Annotated in this window: 16 protein-coding genes; 10 read left to right on the top strand and 6 right to left on the bottom strand. The window is 69.8% G+C overall.

The features are described 5' to 3' along the window. Positions 1–31: 31 nt before the first annotated feature. The 3 genes from FIF60_RS05700 to FIF60_RS05690 are packed head-to-tail and all read left to right on the top strand — an operon-like array spanning position 32 to position 3011. Positions 32–1276 carry an ABC transporter substrate-binding protein gene (locus FIF60_RS05700; RefSeq protein ID WP_144184741.1) on the top strand — a complete coding sequence of 415 codons (1245 nt, stop codon included), beginning with the start codon at positions 32–34 and terminating at the stop codon, positions 1274–1276. Beyond that, on the top strand, positions 1270–2175 hold the full coding sequence (locus FIF60_RS05695) for a carbohydrate ABC transporter permease (RefSeq protein WP_144184740.1): 906 nt from the start codon (positions 1270–1272) through the stop codon (positions 2173–2175). Before FIF60_RS05700 ends, FIF60_RS05695 begins: the two co-directional genes overlap by 7 nt. Further along, entirely contained in the window at positions 2175–3011 is an 837-nt protein-coding gene (locus tag FIF60_RS05690) for a carbohydrate ABC transporter permease (RefSeq protein WP_144184738.1), read from the top strand. Before FIF60_RS05695 ends, FIF60_RS05690 begins: the two co-directional genes overlap by 1 nt. Here FIF60_RS05690 and FIF60_RS05685 read toward each other — a convergent pair whose 3' ends face one another. From FIF60_RS05685 to FIF60_RS05675, 3 genes are read right to left on the bottom strand one after another with little or no spacing between them, the layout of a single operon-like run. Continuing rightward, positions 3012–4007, bottom strand: a complete 996-nt coding sequence (locus FIF60_RS05685; RefSeq protein WP_144184736.1) for a succinylglutamate desuccinylase/aspartoacylase family protein — start codon at positions 4005–4007, stop codon at positions 3012–3014. It abuts the gene before it with no gap. Continuing rightward, the gene (locus tag FIF60_RS05680; protein WP_144184734.1) at positions 4004–4978 is read right to left on the bottom strand and encodes a pyridoxal-phosphate dependent enzyme; all 975 of its coding nucleotides are present in this window, start codon (positions 4976–4978) and stop codon (positions 4004–4006) included. Before FIF60_RS05680 ends, FIF60_RS05685 begins: the two co-directional genes overlap by 4 nt. Beyond that, positions 4971–6365 carry an amidohydrolase family protein gene (locus tag FIF60_RS05675; RefSeq protein WP_144184732.1) on the bottom strand — a complete coding sequence of 465 codons (1395 nt, stop codon included), beginning with the start codon at positions 6363–6365 and terminating at the stop codon, positions 4971–4973. The genes FIF60_RS05680 and FIF60_RS05675 overlap by 8 nt, the downstream gene beginning before the upstream one ends. An 89-nt stretch (positions 6366–6454) precedes the next feature. Between FIF60_RS05675 and FIF60_RS05670 the strand changes: the two genes are divergently transcribed. After that, positions 6455–7906 (top strand): amidohydrolase family protein, encoded by a 1452-nt coding sequence (locus FIF60_RS05670; RefSeq protein WP_144184730.1) that lies wholly within the window; start codon positions 6455–6457, stop codon positions 7904–7906. Positions 7907–7922: 16 nt separating this feature from the next. On the opposite strand, the gene FIF60_RS05665 is transcribed toward FIF60_RS05670, so the two are convergent. Then, positions 7923–9092, bottom strand: coding sequence for a M20/M25/M40 family metallo-hydrolase (locus FIF60_RS05665; protein WP_158639080.1), 1170 nt, complete (start codon positions 9090–9092; stop codon positions 7923–7925). A gap of 65 nt (positions 9093–9157) precedes the next feature. Between FIF60_RS05665 and FIF60_RS05660 the strand changes: the two genes are divergently transcribed. Further along, positions 9158–10444 carry a M28 family peptidase gene (locus FIF60_RS05660; RefSeq protein WP_144184726.1) on the top strand — a complete coding sequence of 429 codons (1287 nt, stop codon included), beginning with the start codon at positions 9158–9160 and terminating at the stop codon, positions 10442–10444. Between the two features lie 18 nt (positions 10445–10462). Here the strand turns inward: FIF60_RS05660 and FIF60_RS05655 are convergent, their stop codons facing one another. Beyond that, on the bottom strand, positions 10463–10867 hold the full coding sequence (locus tag FIF60_RS05655; protein WP_144184724.1) for a Rid family hydrolase: 405 nt from the start codon (positions 10865–10867) through the stop codon (positions 10463–10465). A 151-nt stretch (positions 10868–11018) separates the two neighbouring features. On the opposite strand from FIF60_RS05655, the gene FIF60_RS05650 reads away from it, so the two are divergent. The 5 genes from FIF60_RS05650 to FIF60_RS05630 are packed head-to-tail and all read left to right on the top strand — an operon-like array spanning position 11019 to position 17115. Then, the gene (locus tag FIF60_RS05650; RefSeq protein WP_144184722.1) at positions 11019–11678 is read left to right on the top strand and encodes a DUF1028 domain-containing protein; all 660 of its coding nucleotides are present in this window, start codon (positions 11019–11021) and stop codon (positions 11676–11678) included. A 43-nt stretch (positions 11679–11721) separates the two neighbouring features. Then, positions 11722–13236 carry an ABC transporter substrate-binding protein gene (locus FIF60_RS05645; protein ID WP_144184720.1) on the top strand — a complete coding sequence of 505 codons (1515 nt, stop codon included), beginning with the start codon at positions 11722–11724 and terminating at the stop codon, positions 13234–13236. Positions 13237–13275: 39 nt separating this feature from the next. Beyond that, positions 13276–14235 (top strand): ABC transporter permease, encoded by a 960-nt coding sequence (locus tag FIF60_RS05640; protein WP_144184718.1) that lies wholly within the window; start codon positions 13276–13278, stop codon positions 14233–14235. Further along, complete coding sequence (locus FIF60_RS05635; RefSeq protein ID WP_144184716.1) at positions 14232–15074, top strand: ABC transporter permease; 843 nt, start codon at positions 14232–14234, stop codon at positions 15072–15074. The genes FIF60_RS05640 and FIF60_RS05635 overlap by 4 nt, the downstream gene beginning before the upstream one ends. Continuing rightward, positions 15067–17115, top strand: a complete 2049-nt coding sequence (locus FIF60_RS05630; RefSeq protein ID WP_158639079.1) for a dipeptide ABC transporter ATP-binding protein — start codon at positions 15067–15069, stop codon at positions 17113–17115. The genes FIF60_RS05635 and FIF60_RS05630 overlap by 8 nt, the downstream gene beginning before the upstream one ends. Positions 17116–17119: 4 nt before the next feature. On the opposite strand, the gene hutI is transcribed toward FIF60_RS05630, so the two are convergent. Further along, complete coding sequence (gene hutI / locus FIF60_RS05625; RefSeq protein ID WP_144184712.1) at positions 17120–18331, bottom strand: imidazolonepropionase; 1212 nt, start codon at positions 18329–18331, stop codon at positions 17120–17122. Positions 18332–18339: the final 8 nt, after the last annotated feature.

Genomic DNA, 18339 nt, shown 5'->3' with positions numbered 1-18339 from the left:
CCAGGGTAATGCATGCGGAGGGAGGATCCGCATGCTGCCGAGAGCCGCCGCTCTGCTCGTCGCCATGTTCGTCGCCGCGCCTGCCGTGGCGCAGACGGCCGTCACACTTGCCTGCGGCTCCGTCGGCATAGAGGCGCAGCTTTGCCGCGAGGGTGCCGAAGCCTGGGCGAAGGAGACGGGCAATCGCGTCACCTTCGTCTCGACGCCGAGCGGCGCGACGGAGCGGCTTGCCCTGTTCCAGCAGCTTCTCGCCGCCCGCTCCGCCGACATCGACGTGTTCCAGATCGACGTGGTCTGGCCTGGCCTGCTTGCGCGGCACTTGCGCGACCTCGCCGGCGACATCCCGGAAGAGGAGCGGGCCGCGCATCTCGATGCCGCGATCGCCAACAACACGGTGGACGGCAGGCTCGTCGCGCTGCCGTGGTTCACCAATGCCGGCGTGCTCTACTATCGGCGTGACCTGCTTGCGAAGCATGGCCGCACCGTGCCGCAGGATTGGGACGAGCTCGCCGAGACCGCACGCGTGGTGATGGAGGCCGAGCGTCGCGATGGAGCGGAGCGACTCTGGGGCCTCGTTTTCCAGGGCCGCGCCTATGAGGGGCTGACCGTCAACGCTCTGGAGTGGGTCTCGGCCCGTGGCGGCGGCACGATCATCGACCATGACGGGGCGGTTACCGTGAACAATCCGCGCGCGGCGGATGCGCTCGCCGCCGCGGCATCCTGGGTCGGCACGATCGCGCCACCAGGCGTGCTCACCTACGCCGAGGAGGAGGCGCGGGGGGTGTTCCAGTCGGGCGACGCCGTGTTCATGCGAAACTGGCCCTATGCGTGGCCGCTCGTGAATGGCGAGGACAGTCCCGTGCGCGGGCGCGTCGGCGTTGCCCCATTGCCGCGCGGCGCCGTTCTGGGCGGCGAGCAGCTCGCCGTTTCCGCCTATTCGCAGAATGGCGAGGCGGCGGTAAGCCTCGTTCGGTATCTCGCTTCGGTGTCAGAACAGAAACGCCGTGCCATCGCCGCTGGGCTCGCCCCGACCATCATGAGCCTCTATGCGGATGCTGAGGTGCTGGCCGCGAACCCTTTCCTGGCCGACTTCTCCGCCACGCTGGCTGAAGCCGTCGCGCGGCCTTCTGCGCAAACGGGCGGGCGCTACAACCAGGTCTCGGCGGAGTTCTGGAATGCGGTGCACGAGGTTCTCTCGGGCCGGGCGGACGCCGAAGCCGCACTTGCGCGATTGGACCGAAGGCTGCAGCGGCTTTCGCGCGGCGGCAGGTGGTAGCCGGCAGCGCCGTCGCGCGCGAACGCAGGCGGGCCGCGGCAGTCTTCCTCGCACCATTGCTGGGAGCGCTCGCGCTGGTCGCGCTCTGGCCGCTCGCGCGGACGATCTGGTTCTCCTTCACCGACGCACGGCTCGACGATCTCGAGCCTGCCTCATTCGTCGGCTTCGAGAACTACGCCTTCCTCGTGACCGACCCCGACTGGTGGCGCGCCGTGTCGAACACCGTGGTGTTCACGGTCGCCTCCGTCGCGATCGAGACGGTGCTCGGCATCGTCATCGCGCTGGTGCTGAACGTGCGGATGCGTGGGCGCGGGCTGATGCGCGCAGCGATGCTCATCCCCTGGGCGATCCCCACCGTCGTCTCCGCTCAGCTCTGGGCTTGGATGCTGCATGACCAGCTTGGCGTCATCAATGCGGGGCTTCTTTCGCTCGGCATCATCGGTGCGCCGATCGCCTGGACGGCCGAACCGGGCCTCGTCCTGGGCGCCATCATCGCAGTCGATGTCTGGAAGGCCACGCCCTTCATGGCGCTTCTCGTTCTCGCCGCGCTTCAGATGCTCCCCGGCGAGCTCTACGAGGCGGCCGAGGTCGATGGCCTCGGCCCGGTCGGCGCGTTCTGGCGCATAACCCTGCCGCTGATCTGGCCTGCGCTTCTCGTCGCGATCCTGTTCCGAAGCCTCGACGCCCTGCGTGTGTTCGACCTCATCTACGTTCTGGCCGGAAGCGGCCGCGCCACCGCGTCGATGTCGGTCTACGCGCGCGAGCAGCTCGTCGACTTCCAGGATGTCGGCATGGGCTCTGCTGCCTCGACCCTGCTCTTCCTGACGATCGCCGTCCTCGCCGCCGCGCTTCTGACGCTCGGACGCGTGAGCCTCGCCGGTGACGAGGAGGCGGGGTGATGCGCCGACGGTCACGTGCCGCGCTCGGCCGCGCCCTCTTCGGCCTCCTCGTCGCAGCGCTCGTTCTCTACACGGTGTTCCCCTTCGCTTGGGCCATTCTCTCGTCCATCAAGCCTGGCGATCAGCTCGGCGGGCCACTCCTGCCGAGCTCGGTGACCTTCGACAACTACGCCGCCGTGTTTCGCGAAGCACCCTTCGCGCGCAACATCCTCAACTCGGTGATCGTTTCGGGTGCGGTCGTCGCCCTCTCGCTCATCCTGGCCCTGCCTGCCGCCTACGCGCTCGGCCGTGTGCGGTTCCGCGGCCGCGGGTTCCTGCTCGCAGGCATCCTTTCGGTCTCGATGTTCCCGCAGGTTGCCGTGCTCTCCGGCCTGTTCGAGCTCATCCGTACGCTCGGCCTCTACAACACGCTCGCCGGACTGGTCCTGGCGACGATGATCCTGACGCTTCCGTTCACCGTCTGGGTGATGACCGGGTTCCTCCGCGCCATGCCGCGCGAGCTCGAGGAGGCCGCGATGCTCGACGGGGCGACACCCTTCGTCGTGCTCACCCGCGTCTACCTCCCGCTCCTGATGCCCGCGCTCGCGACCACGGGCGTGCTTGCCTTCATGATCGCCTGGAACGAGTTCCTCTTCGCCTTGACCTTCACGCTGACAGACGAGCAGCGCACCGTACCCGTTGCCATCGCGCTGATCAGCGGCGCGAGCCGGTTCGAGCTTCCGTGGGGGCGCATCATGGCCGCTTCCGTCATCGTCACCCTGCCGCTGGTTGCACTCGTGCTCGTCCTGCAGAGGCGCATCGTCGCGGGGTTGATGGCCGGCGCGCTCAAGGGCTGATCAGGGAAGCAGCGCCGCTTCGTCCGTATCCTCGGCGAGGTGCACGACGACATCTCCGGGTTCGACCATCGCCGGCACGCCGCGCGCGACCACGAGTCCGTCGGCCGCGAAGCGAAGCACCTCCGGCGTGCGCCAGGGCCGATCGGCGTCGTAGAGCGTGCCGGCGGGGTCGCCTGCCCGCACCGTGTCGCCGAGGGTGACGGCTGGGTCGAACAGGCCGCGGCCTGGGGCGCGCACGAAATGGGGTGGCTTCAGCGTCATCAGCCGCGTCGGCAGCGGCGGTTCGGGCGGCAGGACACCGAGATGCGCGAGGAAACGGCGCGCAGCGCGTTCTGCGTGGGCAACGGTGTCCGGCGTGACGCCACCTGCACCGCCGATCTCGGTTCCGGCGATCACCTTGCCCTGCGCGATCGACTCCGAGGTCAACGTTCCGCCATGGGCCGTCGCCCCGACGACGACGGTTCGCTCCTGCCCCAGCGCCTTCAGCGCCTCGAGGCTCCGGCGAGCAAGTGCCGGCTCGGGGTTCAGCCTGCCCCACGCGCAGGGGATGTATTCGAGCGTCCTGCCTCCGCCGTGGAGGTCGAGCACGGCTTCGACGTGCGGAAGCAGCAGCGACGAGATGGCCGCGGCAATGCGCTGTGTGAGCGAGCCGCGCGGGTCGCCGGGGAAGCAGCGGGCGAGGTTGCCGCCATCGAGCGGACTCGTGCGCCGGCTCGCCTTCACCGCAGGATGGTGCATCACCGGAGAGATGATGACGGTTCCCGCCACCACGGCCGGGTCGAGCGCGTGGATCAGCCGGATCAGCGCGAGCGGGCCCTCTGCCTCGTCGCCATGGATGCCGGCCGAGAGCAGGACAGCCGGGCCCGCACCGCCGACGACCGCGGCGACGGGAATGACGATCTCGCCATAGGCCGAGCGGTCATCGGAATGCGCCACACGCAGTGCGCCGTGGCACAGCCCGGGCCTGCCGAGATCGAGGTCGAGCGTCGCGCTCATCGTGGCACCATCTCCGAGGCATGGAGGAACAGACCCGGCGCACCGCCGGAATGGAGCAGCACGGCCGAGCCGCCGCTGGGGACCAGCTTGCCGACCGTTGCCGCGAGGCCGGCGAGCGCCTTGCCCGTGTACACGGGGTCAAGCACGAGCCCCTCGGTGCGACCCGCGAGCAGCACCGCCTCGCGCGAGGCCTCGCTCGCGCGGCCATAGCCAGGCGCGATCTGGTCCTCCGTCAGAACGAGGCGCTCCGCCGCATCGCGGGGCAGCCAGCCGAGCAGCGCCGCGGTGCGGGCGATCACGTCATCGCACCAGGGGCGCAGGCGCGCGAGCGGCTGCTGCACCGAGACGCCGACCACGCGGCTCGAGAGCCCTGCCCGCGTGAGGCCGAGCGCGAGGCCGCAGGCGGTCAGCGCGGACCCGCAGGCGACGACGACCGCATCGGGTCGTGCATCCACCGCCGCGAGGTCTGCCGCAAGCTCCGCCGCGCCATGCGCCCAGGCGGAGGCAGCGAGCGCAGCGGTTCTCCCAGGTAGGCGAACGAGATGCGGCGTGCCTCCTCGGGCGCGAACCGCTGCGGCGATGGCCTCAAGCTCGCCCTCGATCGCCGGGTCCCACGGGTCTGTCACGTCGGTCCACGATATATGCGTACCGAAGATGTGGTCGAGCAGCAGGTTGCCCTGCATCTCCATTCCGCCGGCGCGGCGGAGAAGCAGATGGCAGGCAAGCCCTTCGCGCGCCGCGCAGCCGGCGAGCGCACGGCAGAAATTCGACTGGCTCGCCGCCGTGGTGATCACCGTGTCGGCGCCGGCGGCCTTCGCCTCGGCGAGAATGAGGCGTATCTGGCGGATCTTGTTGCCGCCAAAGCCGAGGCCGGCGAGGTCCTCCCGCTTGATCCAGAGCCGCGCGAGGCCGAGAGCGGCGGCGAGTCGCGGCGCGGCGTCGAGCGGTGTCGGGCGGTCGGGCTCAGGCATCGAACCAGCGCAAGCCTCCGGGCGGCGGCGGGATGTCGGGGTTGGCCGCGATCATCCGCTCCCACACGCGCCGCGTCACCACCTGCGCCTCGGCAAGGAGCGCTGGCTCGTCGATCGTCAGCACCCGGCGGTCGCGCATGACGAACTGGCCGTCGACCAGGACGGAGTGGACGATCCCCGGGTGGCCGTAATGGACCAGGTTCGCAACGGGCCGGATCAACGGGCGCATCACGGGCTGGTTGAGGTCGATCAGCGTCAGGTCGGCCTTCATGCCCGGGCGGACCTGGCCGATCTCCTCTGCGGCGCCGACGGAGCCAGCGGCATTGCGCGTGATCATGTCGAGCGTGTCCTGCGGCTGCGGCGTGACGCCGAGCTCCTTTTCGCGACCCCGCCCGCCGCGATGGACGATCTGCCCGATCTTCATCGCCTGGAACATGTCCTCGGTCATGTTGTCCGTGCCGAGGGAGATCGTGATGCCGGCATCGCGGATCAGGCCGATCAGGACGGGATGAGGGCCGCGACGCGAGGAGTTCGCCGGGCAATGCACCATCTGCGTGCGGGTGCGCGCGAGAAGCTCGATGTCGGAGCGAGTGCAGAACGTCCAGTGCGCACCGACGAGATCGGGGCCGAGGAACCCCTCGCGATGAAGGTACTCCGCCGGCGTGCAGCCATGCATCGCGCGTACGGCGGCGACCTCGTCGGCTCCCTGCGCCAGGTGGATGGTGCGGGTGAGGTTGTGCTTCGAGGCGAGGTCGAGCAGCGACCGAAGCATCGCCGGGCTGCAATTGTCGGTCGCGTGTGCAGCGATCTGGCAGCGGAGGCGGCCGTTCTCCGTGCCATGGAAGGCCTCGATGCCGGCGACGGTGCGATCGAGGAACGTGCGGCCGAACGCCTCGTCCACGGCATACTCGCCGAAGCGGATCCTGCGCGTGTCGATGTCGGCGCAGTTCTCCGAGAGCCAGAGGCGCAGCCCCGGCGCTGCCATGCGGCGCGCGTAGGCTGGAACATGCCGGAACGGATCGACGAGCGTCGTGCAGCCGGAGCGGATGGCCTCGAGGCAGCCGAGCTCGGCCATCACCGCGCGCTCGCCATCGTCCATCGTATAGGAGATGGGCGACATGTAGCTGTAGACGGCGTTGCCGTCCCAGTCCTCCACGGTTCCGCGAAGGGAGGTGAGGATGGTGTGGGTGTGGGCATTGATGAAGCCCGGGAGAACCGCAAGGCCGCGTCCGTTGAGGGCCTCGTGGCGCGGCCAATTGCGCCGGAGCGTTTCCGTATCGCCTATCGCTACGATCCTGTCTCCGGATATCGCCACCGCAGCACGCTCGAGGATCCGCCTCTCGTCGTCGCAGGTCACCACCAGCGTGTCGGTGATCAGAAGGTCCATCGCCGCGGCGTCCGTCCTGTTGCCGGATTGATCCCGTGTCGTCAGTGTCGCATCATCGCGTCGCTTCGCAAACACGGGAGACGAGAGAGATGATCGCCACGAGCCCCACACTGCTTCGCGGCGCGTCCTGGGCCGTGCTGTGGAATGCCGCCGCGAAGCGGCATGTCTATGCGCGTGACGTCGATGTGCTTCTCTCTGGCGGGAAGGTTGCCTCGATCTCTCCGGCGACCGATGCGCCGCCGCCCGATGGCGCGACGGTGATCGACGCGCGGCGCATGCTCGTGATGCCCGGTCTCGTCAACGTGCACACGCACCCGACATCCGAGCCCGCCTATCGCGGCGTGCGCGAGGACCACGGCGTGCCTGAACAGCAGATGTCGGGCCTGTTCGAACGGCTCCAGGCGTTCCGGCTCGACCGTGCAGGCAACGAGGCGGCGATGCGACTCGCCTACGCGGAGCTCATGGGCGCGGGCGTCACGGCGGTGGTCGATCTCACCGCGCCGTTCGATGGCTGGATGGACGTGATGCGCGAGAGCGGACTCCGCGTGTGGGTGGGGCCTGGCTATGCGAGCGCGCGGTGGGGCATGACGGCGCCGCAGAGCGTCACCTGGAACTGGGACGAGGCGCGCGGCCGCAGCGGGTTCCAGCGCGCCCAGTCGGTGATGGACGAGGCCGAGGCAGACCCTTCGGGCCTGCTGCGCGGAATCGTGTTTCCGGCGCAGATCGACACGGTCGAGGAAGGGCTGCTGCGCGACTCGGCCGCACTCGCCAAGGAGAAGGGCCGACCCTTCACCACGCACATCTCCCAGGCGGTGGTGGAGGTGCGGGAGATGGTGCGCCGCCACGGCATGACCCCGATCCAGTGGGCCGCCTCGATCGGCATTCTCGGCCCCACCGCCATCCTCGGCCACGCCATCTTCATCGACGAGCATCCCTCGATCGGCTGGCACACGACGCAGGACCTTGCGCTGATGGCCGAGCATGGCGTCGCTGTCGCGCACTGCCCGTCTCCATTCGCGCGCTACGGCGAGCACCTCAGGCATTTCGGCAAGTACCGCTCGCGCGGCGTCCGCATGGCGATGGGGACGGATGTCGCGCCCCATAACATCATCGAGGAGATGCGGCTTGCCATCATCCTCGCGCGCAACGCCTCGCGCGACATCACCGCAGCCGACACGGCTGCGGTGTTCCACGCAGCGACGGTGGGCGGCGCCGATGCGCTCGGGCGGTCGGACATGGGGCGCCTCGCAGTCGGGTCCGCGGCGGATGTCGTGCTCGTCGACCTCGCGCATCCGCAGATGGTTCCGCCGCGCGACCCTCTGCGCAGCCTCGTGTTCCACGCGGCTGACCGTGCGGTGAAGCATGTCTTCGTCGCCGGCCGGCATGTGCTGGCCGACGGCAGCCCGACGATGCTCGATGTCAGCGAAGCGGCAGGCATCCTTGCCGAGAGCCAGGCAAAGATGCTGCGCGACAGTGGTCAGCACGACTACGCCGGGCGGAGCGGCGACCAGATCGCGCCGCTCTCCCTGCCTTTCGCGTAACGGCGCGCCGGCGGCCTCAGGCCAGCTTGCGCCCGGCCGCTGCGCTCGCGATCAGGTGCGCGATGACGGCCGAGCGCGGGATGATGGAGGATACCTCCACCGTCTCGCGCCGGCTGCACGTGTCATGCGCGACCGCGCCAAGCCCATCGAGCGTCGGCACGCCCAGCCCTGCCGCGAAGCTGCCATCCGAGCCGCCGCGCGCCACCACCTCGTGGATCGGCTGACCGAGCGCCTTGCACGCCTCCTCGGCCCAGGAATAGAGCAAGCGCGTGCCAGGCGTCGTCGGGAAGGGAGGGCGCCCGAAGCCGCCGGTGACGGTGACGGAGACGCGCCCGTCCTGCGGCTTGCGCTCGGCGATTGCGCGGGCCTTCGCGAGAAGCTCGTCCGCACCGGCCTTGTCGGGCGCGCGCAGGTCGAGATGGATTTCCGCCTCTCCCGGAACCACCTGGCGGGCCGCCCCGCCGCGGAAGATGCCGACGGTCGCGGCAAGCCCGCGTGACGCATCGGTCAAGGCCTCGAACTCGGCGACCAGCGCCGCAAGCGCCGAGACGGCCGAGGCGCCCATCTCGCGGTACGAGCCGCAATGCGCTGTCACCCCAGTGGCCGTGACGTAGAGCGCGCCCACCGCGCCGCGGCCGACGACGACGCCGCCATTCGGCCGGCAGGGCTCGAGGGTGAGGCAGAGATCGGCTTCGCGCGCGTGACTTTCGATCCAGCCGCGGCTCTGCGGCGAGCCGATCTCCTCGTCCGGCACGATCAGCACGGTGATCGAGCCGAGGCCCTTCAGCCCGGCACCGAGCAGATGGCGGATCGTGTGCAGCGCCATCACGACGTTCGTCTTCATGTCGCCGACGCCGGGGCCTGTGATCCGGTCGCCGTCCCGCTTGAACGGCCATTGCGCCACCGTGCCGGCAGGCCAGACCGTGTCGGCGTGGCCCAGCACGAGAAGCCGCGGTCCGTTGCCGAGCGAAAGCGTCGCCGTCATCTGGTCGCCGCGGCCGGGAAGCGGCGTGCGCTCCACCGTGAAGCCCATGCCGCTCAGCATGCCAGCCCACACGTCGATCACGGCATTGACGCCGGCAGCGTCGTAGGTGCCGCTGTCGATCGAGACGACGCGCTCGGTCATCGCGAGGATCTCGGGCAGGAGCGGCGCAAGCGCCGCTTCGTGCGTCTTCGGGTCGGTCATTGGTCTCTCCCTCTGTCGTGCTTCCGGTGCCATGCTGCGTCCGTCAGGAACGGCAGGGGCATGACATGAACGAGGCGCTCGCGACGGTTCTCGGCCGCATCTGGGCGGATCCGACGATCGTGGAGGACTTCCACGCGATCTGCGACTGCGGCGGCCGCTTCTCCGGAACCGCAAGCGAGGCGAAGGCGCGCGACCTGCTGGCCGATCGCCTTGCCGCCATCGCGCCGGTACGGCGCGAGACGGTGAGCTATCGCGGTTGGTCGCGGGGGCCGGCGGAGGTCGTGCTGCCCGAAGGTGCAACGCTCGAAGCCCAGGCCCTCGTGCGCTCGCCCGCAACCGAGGAGGGAGGGCTCAGCGCGCGGCTCGTCGATTGCGGGCGCGGAACGCCTGAGGACATCGCCCGCGCCGGCGAGGCGGTCTGCGGCGCCATCGTGCTCGTCCGCCATGAGTTCATGATCGGGCGGGACCACGTGCATCGGCGGAAGAAGTACGATGCCGCGCGCGCCGCAGGTGCGGCGGGCTTCCTGATCGCCAACCACGTCCCGGGCACTGGGCCTGTCACCGGGTCCTCCGGCGACGGGTCGTCCGGCCATATCCCGTGCGCAGGCATCAGCCACGAGGCGGCGGCGAGGATCTCCGCGCTCGATGGCGCGAGGGTAACACTCCACGTCCGCGGCACGTTCCGTGACGAGACGGCGACGAACCTCTTCGCCACGATTGCCGGGCGCGGCGATGGGCTGATCGTTCTGTCGGCGCACTATGACGGGCATGATCTCGCGGAGAGCGCCATCGACAACGCCTCCGGGGTTGCCTGCGTGCTCGCTGCCGCCCGCGCTGTCGCCGAAATCGTGCCGACGCTCGCGCATGGGCTCGAGGTCGCGCTGTTCACGGTCGAGGAATGGGCGCTGTGGGGCTCTGCCGAGCATCTCGCCGCCATGCCGGAGGCCGAGCGTCGCCGGCGTAGGCTCAACGTCAACCTCGACAGCGTGGCCGGCGACGATGCGCTGACCGCGCTCACCTCCGGCGTGCCTGGCCTCGCCGGGTTCCTGCATGCGGCGCTTGCGCCTGCAGGCCTCGGCCTCGGCATCGCGCCGCGCTACATGGGCAACTCCGACCACGCGAACTACCTCCGCGCGGGCATTCCGGCGTTCCGCCTCTGCGCCGGTTTCGAGCGGCCGGCCACCCCGCTGTCGCTCCTGCTGACGCGCGCCGACACGCGCGACAAGGTTCATCCGCATCAGCTCAAGACGGCCGCATCCGTCACCGCGGCGATCCTGCTCGCAGCCTGCGCCGACCGCGCGTTGCCGCCGGCGCTCGCGGCCGAGGAGGCAGCGCGCATCACGGCCGGCTGAACGCCGCGCCCGCACCGTTCAGGCGATCACCGCCGTCACGTCGATCTCGACGAGCATCTCGGGGATGGCCAGCCCCGCGATGATCAGCCCGGTCATCACCGGATGCACGCCCTTCAGGTGCCGCCCGATCACGGGATAGACGAGGCTGCGGTGGTTCCGGTCAAGCAGGTAGATGTGGAGCTGGCAGATATGCTCGAGCCTCGCGCCCGCCTCCTCGAGCAGCACCTTCACGTTCTTCATCGCCTGCTCGGTCTGCGCGGCCGGGTCACCCACGCCGACGAAATTGTTCTCGAGATCGAACCCCGTCTGGCCGCGCAGATAGACGTGGTTGCCGGCGCGCACAACCATGCACACGTCGTTGTCCAGCGCCTGCGGGCCGTACACATCGCGCGTGTTGAACTTGCGAAGCCGCGTGTGCGCCATCGTCGCCTCCCCTCGTGCCGTTCGTTCCGTGGACGATCGCAGCACCGATGCGCCGGTCACACAAGGGGTGGACAAGCGCAGCATGGCTGACTTGAATACCCGGGGGACTGAATGTGCCGCGCAACGAACGGCACGAGCGAGGTAGCAGGCGATGACGTTCTCTCTGATCGGGCGCTGTTCCCGCACGGGACAGCTCGGTGCCGCGGTGTCGACGTCGAACATCGCCGTCGGCTCCCGCGTGCCGTTCGCGGCGGCCGGCGTCGGCGCCGTACTCACGCAGCACCGTACCGATCCCCGCCTCGGGCCGCGTGGGCTCGCCCTGCTTCGCTCTGGTTGCACGGCGCAGGAAACGATCGATGCCCTCGTCGCCTCCACACCCGACCATGGGTGGCGGCAGCTCGCGGTCATCGATGGCGAGGGCCGCACGGCGGTGTTCCACGGCAAGCATGTGAAGCCGGCCTCGGGAGCGGGCCACGCAGCCGATTGCATCGCGATCGGCAACATCCTCGCCAATGACCGCGTGCCGCAGGCGATGGCCGATGCCTTCGGCGCGGACCCCTCGGCGCACCTGGCCGAGCGCCTGCTTCGCGGCCTCGAGGCCGGGCTTGCTGCGGGAGGCGAGCACGGGCCCGTGCTGTCGGCGAGCCTGCTCGTGGTCGACCGCGAGGTGTTCCCGCTCGTCGACCTGCGCATCGATTCCGGCGAAGACCCGATCGAGCGGCTGCGCGCGCTGTGGGAAGAATACCGGCCCTGGATGGAGGAGTTCGTGATCCGCGCGGTCGAACCGAACCGCGCCAAGGGATCGTCTTGATCCGAACGGCGGCACCGCCGCCCACGAGAAACAGGAGGCTTCCATGGTGAGACTGACGCGACGCGATCTCGGTGCGGCGGCGCTTGCCGCGCCTTTCGTTCTCTCCACGGCCGCCCGCGCCCAGGCAGGCGGCGGCACGCTTCGCATCGCCGTCGGCGCGTCGCTGCGCACGCTCGACCCGGCGAAGACGACGATCGGCGAGGAGTACATCTACGACAACCTCGTCTTCAACGGGCTCACGCGCATGCGCGAGGACCTCGCGGTCGAGCCCGAGCTCGCGGAGAAGTGGGCCTACAGCGAGGATCTGAAGACCTGGACGTTCACGCTTCGCCGCGGCGTGAAGTTCCACAACGGCCGCGAGATGACGGCCCGCGACGTGATCGCGACGTATGAGCGCATCCTCGATCCCGCCACCGCCGCCGCGCCGCGGACCAACTACACGATGATCGACAAGATGGAGGCGCCCGACCCGTACACGGTGATCTTCCGGCTCTCCTATCCCTATGGCGGCTTCGCCGACATCCTGTCTGACCGGCAGGTGAAGATCGTTCCGCATGACGGGATCGAGCAGCTCGCGACCGCGCCCGTCGGCACCGGCCCGTTCGTGATGCGGAGCTACACGCCGGGCGACCGCATGATCCTTGCCCGGAACCCGGACTATTTCGAGCAGGGCCAGCCGCGGTTCGACCAGGTGGAACTGCGCATCGTTCCGGAGATGAGCGTACGGCTTGCCGCGCTCCAGGCCGGCGACGTCGAGGTGGTGTGGGACATTCCGCCAGAGCAGGTGAAGCCGCTTTCGGGCAACTCGGCGCTGCGCATCGAGAGCGTGCCGACGGGATCCTGGGATGCGGCGATCATGCACAACGGCATCGCGCCGTTCAACGATGCCCGCGTGCGCCGTGCCTTCCACATTGCCGTCGACAAGCGGGACGTGGTCGAGCTCACCCTGTTCGGCGAGGGGGCGCCGACCTTCAGCCCGATCCCGCCGAACCACCCGTTCTTCGCAACCGATATCGAGCAGCAGAAGGCCGATCCCGCTGCAGCGCGGCGGCTTCTCGCCGAGGCCGGGCATCGCAACGGGGTGAAGGTGCCGCTGGTCGTGCCGGTCGGGCGGCCGATCCGCGAGCGGCTTGGCGTGACGCTGCAGCAGCTCGCCCGCCCCGCCGGGTTCGACATCGAGATCCAGCGCGTTCCCTTCGCGCGCTACAACGCGGAGGTCTCGGGCAAGGCACCGTTCTACATCGACGGCTACTTCGCGCGGCCGACGCTCGATACGGGAACGCACCCGTTCCTCCACTCGGAGGGCAGCTGGAACGCGCGCCTGTGGCACTACAAGAACGCCGAGGTCGATCGTGCCCTTGCCGCCGCAAGGCTGACGGGCGACCCGGAGAAGCAGAAGGTCGAGTATCTGGCCATGCAGCGGGCGCTTGCAGCCGACCCGCCTGGCTTCTTTGCCTATTCGGTGAACTTCGCCTGCGCCTACCGCGCATCGGTGCGCGATGTGGCCACGCACCCGATGCGGTGGTTCGATCTCCGCCGCGGTTCGATCGGCGCCTGAGGCGAAGCGAGACGAAGGTACGGGAAGGCGGCGCGCGTCATGGCAAGCTATATCGCGCGCCGCCTCGTCGCCGTGCTGGGTGTTCTGTGGGCGATGACGCTGCTGATCTTCGGCATCGTGCATCTCCTGCCCGGCAACGTCGCCTACATGATCCTCGGCGAGTATGCGACGGCCGATGCCATCGCCACGCTCGAGGCGCGGCTCGGGCTCAATGATCCGATCTACGTCCAGTACTGGCGGTGGTTCACCGGCCTGCTCGGCGGTGATTTTGGCCAGTCGCTGGTGATGGACAGGCCGGCCGGCCCGCTGATCGCCGAGGCGCTCGGCCGCTCTGCCATCCTCGCCGGCATCTCGATCGTGCTCGTCGCCATCATCGGCATCGCGCTCGGCATCCACTCCGCCGTGCACAAGGGCACGCTGTCGGACCGGCTGCTGACGCTGCTCCAGTACTTCTTCATTGCCGTGCCCGAGTTCTTCTGGTGTATCCTGCTCATCCTCTTCTTCGCCGCCTGGCTCGGCTGGCTGCCGGCAACCGGCTACACGCCGCTTGCCGAGGGCGGGCTCGTCGGCTGGGGCGTGCACCTGATCCTGCCGGTGTTCACGCTCGTCAGCGGCCTGATCGCGCATGTGTCGCGCCTGACGCGCTCCTCCATGCTCGAGACCCTGGATAGCGGCTACGTTCTCGCCGCGCGCGCCCGCGGCGTGCCGGAGCGGCTCGTGCTTCGCCGCCATGCGCTTCCAAACGCGCTCCTGCCGACGGTGACGGTCCTCGCCGTCGATGTCGGCATCCTCATCGGCGGCATCGTCGTCGTCGAGACGGTGTTCGCCTATCCCGGCCTTGGGCGGCTCCTGATCTTCGCGATCGAGAACCATGACGTGCCGCTCCTGATGGCCGGGATGATGGTGGTCACCACCGTCTATGCCGTCGCCAACCTGGTGGCGGACATCCTCTATGCGTTCCTCAACCCGCGCATCCGCTACGGGCGCGCTGCGGCATGAGCGGCGCGGTGGCCGTCAGGCGCCGGGCGATTCCGGGCGCGCTCGTCTGGGGTGGGATCATCGTCGGCGCGATTGCGCTGCTCGCCGTGCTCGGCCCCTGGATCGTCCCCTACGATCCCGATGCCTTCTCGGTACGCAACAGGCTCCAGCCGCCGTCGGGAACGTTCTGGTTCGGCACCGACGAGTTCGGCCGCGACGTGTTCTCGCGCGTGCTTGCGGGCGCGCACTACTCGCTCGCGATGGGCTTCGGCGCAACGGCGCTGTCGCTCGCCTTCGGCATTCCGCTCGGGCTGATCGCTGCGTTCGACCGCGGGTGGCTGAGCGAGGCGATCATGCGCGCGGTGGACGTGCTGATTTCCGTCCCGCCCATCCTGCTCGGGCTTCTCGTGCTCGCCGTTACCGAGCCCGCCTTGTGGAAGACGGTCGTCGCCGTCGGCCTCGTCTACGTCCCGATCATGACGCGCATCGTCCGTGCCGTCGGTCTTGGCCTGCTCGCGGAGGATTTCGTGCAGGCGGCGCGGGCGCGGGGCGAGAGCGCGGCCTGGATCCTCGCCGTCGACATCCTGCCGAATGCCTGGCCGCCTATCATCGTCGAGACGGCGCTGCGCATCACCTTCGCCATCCTGCTCGGCTCTGCCCTGTCCTTCCTCGGCCTCGGCGCGCAGCCGCCGGCGAGCGAGTGGGGCCTGATGATCGCAGAGAGCCGCCCCTTCATCGAGCAGGCGCCGTGGATCGGCCTCGCCCCTGGCCTCTGCCTCTGCATTCTGCTCATCGCCGTGAACCTCCTCGGCGAGGGCTTGCGCGAACTGCTTGACCCGAGGCTGCGCGGCCGTGGCTGACGCGCCGCTACTCTCCCTCGATGCGCTGTCCGTCACCTACGCCACGGGGCGCGGGCCGCTCGCCGCGCTCCAGGACGTTTCGCTCGCGATCCCCAAGGGCGGCGCGATGGGCCTCGTCGGCGAAAGCGGCTCGGGCAAGTCCTCGGTCGTGCTCGCCATCCTCGGCCTGCTCGGCGAGGGTGCGCGCGTCACCGCTGCGGCTGCCCGGTTCGATGGGCATGATCTCTTCGCCGAAGCGCCGGCGTTGCGCGGCAGGCGGATCGGCGTGGTGTTCCAGGACCCGTCCGCCGCGCTGAACCCCGCGCTCACGGTCGGCTCGCAGGTCGCCGAGCCGCTCGTCCTGCACCGCGGCATGTCGCAGGAGGATGCGGCGGCGCGTGCGGTTTCTCTCCTGTCCGAGGTCGGGCTGCCGCGTGCCGAGGCCGTCGCGCGCGCCTATCCGCACCAGCTCTCGGGGGGGATGAAGCAGCGTGCGGTGATCGCCGGAGCGCTCGCGTGCGAACCCGACCTCCTGCTTCTCGATGAGCCGACGACGGCGCTCGACGTGACGGTCGAGGCGCAGATCCTCGACCTGCTCGAGGGGCTGCGCAAATCACGCGGCTTGTCGCTTCTTCTCGTCAGCCACAATCTCGGCATCGTCGACCGGCTCTGCGACGACCTCACCGTGCTGTATGCCGGCCGCGTGGTCGAACAGGGACCAGCAGAGGCACTTCTCGGCGTCCCGTCGCATCCCTACACGCGCGGCCTGCTCGGCGCCCTGCCGCGTGCGGATCGCGGGCGGATCGGGCGGCTCGTTCCGATTCCGGGCGGATTGCCTGACCTCACCCAGCCCGACCCCGGCTGCAATTTCCGCGCCCGCTGCGCCTTTGCCGAACCCGCCTGCGCAGCGCCACAGGTGCTCGCCCCCGTCCGCAGTGGCGCCGATGCGAGCCGGCTCGCGCGTTGCCACAAGGCGGGCGAGAACCTCATCTGGCCGGTTCCCGATGAAGCGGTCCGCCGGCACCGGGGGGAGGGCGACATCCTCCTCGCCGCCGAGGGCCTGTCGCGCAGCTTCGCGCTCGGTGGCCTGCTTGGGCGATTGAGTTTCCGCAACGGCATTCCCCGCCTCGCGCCGCAGGCGGAGGTGCGCGCCGTCGATGGCGTGACACTCTCGGTGCGCGCAGGCGAGGTGCTTGGCCTCGTCGGGGAATCGGGCTGTGGCAAGACGACGCTCGGGCGCCTCGTGCTTCGCCTGATCGCTTCCGATAGCGGAACTCTTCGCTTCGCCGGCGAGCTCGTGCCCGACAAGCCCGGCGCGGCCTTTCGTCGTCGCGCGCAGATCGTGTTCCAGAACCCCGACAGCTCGTTGAACCCGCGCAAGACGGTCGCGGAGATCATCCGCCGTCCCGTCACGCTGTTCGGCATCGCCCGCGGCGCGGAGGCGGACGCGGAGGTCGATCGCCTGCTCGAGCTCGTCCGGCTCTCGCCCGCCTATCGCGGCCGCTATCCGCACCAGTTGTCTGGCGGCGAGAAGCAGCGCATCGGCATTGCCCGCGCGCTCGCCTCGCGGCCCGATTTCCTGGTGTGCGACGAGGCCGTCTCGGCGCTCGATGTGTCGGTCCAGGCCGCCGTGCTCAACCTGCTCGATGACCTGCGCGACAGGCTCGGCGTCGCCTATCTCTTCATCAGTCACGACATCGGCGTGATCGCCCATGTGGCTGACCGGATCGCCGTGATGTATCGCGGCAAGGTGGTCGAGGAGGGACCGGCCCGCGCCGTGCTCGCACCGCCCTATCACCCGTACACGGAGGCGCTTCTCTCTGCCGTGCCGCTCGTCGGCTCCTCCGGCCGTGCGGCGGCGCGGATTCGCCTTGCGGGCGATGTATCCTCCGCTGCAGGAGCGGGGGGATGCCCGTTCGCGCATCGCTGCCCGCGGCGCATCGGGCCGGTGTGCGACACCGTTGTCCCTCCCGTGCTCGAGCCGAAGAAGGGGCACCGCATTGCCTGCCACCTCCCGCTCGAGACGCTTGCCGCCGTGCCGCCTGCGCTCGGCTGGGCGTGACCGCTCAGGCGGTGATGCCCCCGCGCACCACAGCGCGAAGCGGATTGCCGCCGAGCCAGTAGCAGAGCTCTGCGAGGTCCTTCACGTTCCAGATGGCAAGGTCGGCCGCGAAGCCTTCCGCTATGGTGCCGACCTCGTTCTCGCGGGCAAGCACGCGCGCGGCCTCGGCCGTGTAGCCGCGCAGCGCTTCCTCTGGCGTGAGGCGGAACATCGTCGCTGCCAGGGCGAGCACGAGAAGCGGCGAGCGCGTGGGCGAGGAGCCGGGGTTGCAGTTGGTCGCGATCGCCATGCGCACGCCGTGCTTGCGGAACAGCGCGACGGGCGGGCGCTCGGTCTCGCGCAGGAAGAGAGTGGAGCCAGGCAGGAGCACCGCGGTCGTGCCGGCACGCCCCATCGCCTCGATGCCTGCCTCGTTGGCGTACTCGAGATGGTCGGCCGAGCGCGCGCCGAGCGCGGCGTAGGCGGCCGCGCCGCCGACATCGCGATACTGGTCGGTGTGCCCGCGCAGCGGCAGGCCCAGCGCCGTGGCCTTCGCGTAGAGGCGGAGCATCGCCTCCCTCGGGATCGAGAGCCCCTCGATGCCACCGTCGCACATGTCCACGAGGGCTTCCGCGTGTGCCGCGGGGAGCACGTCCTCGGCCAGGAAATCGAGATAGTCGTCCGGGCGTCCCGTATACTCGGGCGGCAGCGCGTGCGCGCCGAGGAAGGAGGTGACGACGCGGATGCCTTCCTCGCGGCCGAGGCGCCGCGCGACGCGGAGCATGCGGAGTTCCGTCTCCCGGTCGAGCCCGTAGCCAGACTTGATCTCGACCGTCGTCACGCCCTCTGCCATCAGGCAGCGAAGCCTCCCGCGCGCGCCCTCGAGCAGCTGCGCCTCGGAGGCAGCGCGGGTTGCGCGCATCGTCGCGACGATGCCGCCTCCGGAGGCGGCAATTTCCGCCCGTGTCGCGCCGGCGAGCGAAAGCCGGAACTCTGCGATGCGATCGCCGCCGAAGACGAGATGCGTATGGCAGTCGACGAGCCCCGGCGTCATGAGCGTTCCGCTAACGTCATGGACGCGGCGGGCAAGCGACAAGGCGGGGCCGGGAAGCGACCCCGCAGGGCCCGCGAAGGCGATGCGCCCATCCTTCGCCGCGACCGCGCCCTCCTCGATGAGGCCGAGGCCGTCGCCCTGCATCGTCGCCACCGTTGCGCCGAGCCAGAGATCGTCCCACATCGCGCCCT

It is taken from the genome of Elioraea rosea (assembly GCF_007644105.1).
In the GTDB taxonomy this organism is placed as follows: Bacteria; Pseudomonadota; Alphaproteobacteria; order Acetobacterales; family Acetobacteraceae; genus Elioraea_A; species Elioraea_A rosea.
This window is presented reverse-complemented; position numbering and strand designations above follow the sequence as displayed.

What these genes read in the sequence shown, in the direction of transcription:
- FIF60_RS05640 (WP_144184718.1), top strand. Translation starts at nt 13,276, where the DNA reads ATGGCAAGCTATATCGCGCGCCGCCTCGTCGCCGTGCTGGGTGTTCTG.
- FIF60_RS05690 (WP_144184738.1), top strand. Translation starts at nt 2,175, where the DNA reads ATGCGCCGACGGTCACGTGCCGCGCTCGGCCGCGCCCTCTTCGGCCTC.
- FIF60_RS05675 (WP_144184732.1), bottom strand. Translation starts at nt 6,365, where the DNA reads ATGGACCTTCTGATCACCGACACGCTGGTGGTGACCTGCGACGACGAG.
- FIF60_RS05700 (WP_144184741.1), top strand. Translation starts at nt 32, where the DNA reads ATGCTGCCGAGAGCCGCCGCTCTGCTCGTCGCCATGTTCGTCGCCGCG.
- FIF60_RS05635 (WP_144184716.1), top strand. Translation starts at nt 14,232, where the DNA reads ATGAGCGGCGCGGTGGCCGTCAGGCGCCGGGCGATTCCGGGCGCGCTC.
- FIF60_RS05665 (WP_158639080.1), bottom strand. Translation starts at nt 9,092, where the DNA reads ATGACCGACCCGAAGACGCACGAAGCGGCGCTTGCGCCGCTCCTGCCC.
- FIF60_RS05645 (WP_144184720.1), top strand. Translation starts at nt 11,722, where the DNA reads ATGGTGAGACTGACGCGACGCGATCTCGGTGCGGCGGCGCTTGCCGCG.
- FIF60_RS05655 (WP_144184724.1), bottom strand. Translation starts at nt 10,867, where the DNA reads ATGGCGCACACGCGGCTTCGCAAGTTCAACACGCGCGATGTGTACGGC.
- FIF60_RS05680 (WP_144184734.1), bottom strand. Translation starts at nt 4,978, where the DNA reads ATGCCTGAGCCCGACCGCCCGACACCGCTCGACGCCGCGCCGCGACTC.
- hutI (WP_144184712.1), bottom strand. Translation starts at nt 18,331, where the DNA reads ATGTGGGACGATCTCTGGCTCGGCGCAACGGTGGCGACGATGCAGGGC.
- FIF60_RS05670 (WP_144184730.1), top strand. Translation starts at nt 6,455, where the DNA reads ATGATCGCCACGAGCCCCACACTGCTTCGCGGCGCGTCCTGGGCCGTG.
- FIF60_RS05660 (WP_144184726.1), top strand. Translation starts at nt 9,158, where the DNA reads ATGAACGAGGCGCTCGCGACGGTTCTCGGCCGCATCTGGGCGGATCCG.
- FIF60_RS05685 (WP_144184736.1), bottom strand. Translation starts at nt 4,007, where the DNA reads ATGAGCGCGACGCTCGACCTCGATCTCGGCAGGCCCGGGCTGTGCCAC.
- FIF60_RS05650 (WP_144184722.1), top strand. Translation starts at nt 11,019, where the DNA reads ATGACGTTCTCTCTGATCGGGCGCTGTTCCCGCACGGGACAGCTCGGT.